The following is a 1,573-nucleotide window of genomic DNA, read 5'->3' as shown; positions in this document are numbered from 1 at the left end:
GCGCCGGAGGACGGGGCCGGGAAGGGGATCGTGGTCGCGTTCGGGCAGACCCTGAAGACGTTGCGGGTGCGGGCGGGGTTGGACCGGGAGGAGTTCGGCCGGCGGATCGGCTACTCGGCGTCGACGGTGGCCTCGTACGAGCAGGGGCGGAGGATTCCGGCACCACGGACGATCGACAAGGCGGATGAAGTCGCGGGGGCGGATGGGTTGTTGAGCGTGTGGAAGGAGGAGGTGGAGAGGGCTCAGTATCCGGTGTTCTTTCAGGGGATGGCGGCGCTGGAGAAGGCCGCCATTGAGCTGCTCGCCTACGACATGCTTGTGGTCAAGGGCCTCCTCCAGACCGAGGAGTACATGCGGGCCCTGCTGGCCATGCGACGTCCGCCCTTGGCCCAGGAGATCATCGAGCAGCGGGTAGCGGCACGGTTGGCACGGCAGGACATCTTCGACCGCTGGCCCGCGCCGTTCCTGAGCTTCGTGATCGAAGAGTCAGTGCTGAGGCGTCCCTACGGCGGGAAGGCTGTGCTACGCGGGCAGTTGGAGCACCTGCTGTTGATCGGCCAGAAGCGCAACGTCGAGATCCAGGTCATGCCACTCGACTGCGAGGACAACGCGGGTGTGAACGGCCCGTTCACCGTCGTCACGCGCAAGGATGGCAAGAAGTTCGTGTACGCGGAGGCACAGGGAATCGGCTCACTTCAGACCGACCCGGAGCAGGCGGTTCACGCTGCCGCCCGTTATGGGATCATCCGATCACAGGCTCTCTCCGCGAGAGTCACTGAAGTTCATCGAAGGGTTGCTGGGATCGTCATGAACAACGCTGAGTCCTCGGCCGTCGCTTCCGGCCTCGCCTGGTTCAAGAGCAGCTACAGCGGGACCGAGGGCGGCGATTGTGTAGAGGTCGCGGCCGGTACGGCAGTTGTGCACGTCCGGGACTCCAAGGCCCAGGCCGGGCCCATGTTCACGGTGTCGCGTGAAGCGTGGGCGGGGTTCGTCGGGCGGGGCGTCTGACGTTCGTACGGTCGCGAGAGCCCTGCCGGTTCCCCTCGGGGCGGCAGGGCTCTCGCGTGGGCGGGGTGTCCGGTCAGCCGGCCTCGTTCAGGCGGCGGGTGAACTCGGCGTGGGCGGCCTTCATTTCGTTCTTGCGGTGGACTCGGTAGAGGGGGCCGGTGTAGCCGGGCGGGACCTTGGCCTCCTCCGGGAAGTCGTCGTGTGAACTCAGTTCCTTCCAGGCGTCCTTGGGCTGACCGTAGCCGAACTGCTGATGCGCCTTCGCGATACGGCGGCCCGTCGCGTCGAACCACATGTTCTCCTCGTACTGCTGCAGTACGGGGAACCTGGCGTCGTACATCGCCACCAACTCGTCGGCGCTGATGCCGAGCCAGACGGCGACGAGGGCGTCGATCTCGACGAGGGCCGCGCGGCGGGTGAACTCTGTGCGGAGGGGGGTGTCGCGGGTCCAGGTGGGGGTTACGCCCTCGGTGAGCGGGGGTGTGGAGGTGGGCCAGCCTTCCAACTTGGTGGCCCAGGTGTCCTGTTGCCAAGCGGAGGCGTGGAGCTCCTGCCAGAGGGGGGC

Annotated in this window: 2 protein-coding genes and 1 pseudogene; 2 read left to right on the top strand and 1 reads right to left on the bottom strand. The window is 66.9% G+C overall.

Features of this window, described 5'->3' with window-relative positions; all coding sequences use genetic code 11:
- A pseudogene (locus JHN63_RS50930) lies at positions 1–811 on the top strand (helix-turn-helix domain-containing protein); the annotation flags it as partial.
- Complete coding sequence (locus tag JHN63_RS50925; protein ID WP_200691918.1) at positions 808–1,008, top strand: DUF397 domain-containing protein; 201 nt, start codon at positions 808–810, stop codon at positions 1,006–1,008. The pseudogene JHN63_RS50930 and the gene JHN63_RS50925, both read left to right, overlap by 4 nt.
- Positions 1,009–1,081: 73 nt before the next feature.
- On the opposite strand, the gene JHN63_RS50920 is transcribed toward JHN63_RS50925, so the two are convergent.
- A partial coding sequence (locus JHN63_RS50920; RefSeq protein ID WP_200691917.1) for a hypothetical protein occupies positions 1,082–1,573 on the bottom strand: 492 nt, incomplete at its 5' end.

The organism is Streptomyces sp. MBT65, from assembly GCF_016612545.1.
GTDB lineage: Bacteria > Actinomycetota > Actinomycetes > Streptomycetales > Streptomycetaceae > Streptomyces.
This window is presented reverse-complemented; position numbering and strand designations above follow the sequence as displayed.

Bases quoted from the DNA above. Each gene is read 5' to 3' on its own strand.
- JHN63_RS50925 (WP_200691918.1), top strand. From the start codon at position 808: ATGAACAACGCTGAGTCCTCGGCCGTCGCTTCCGGCCTCGCCTGGTTC.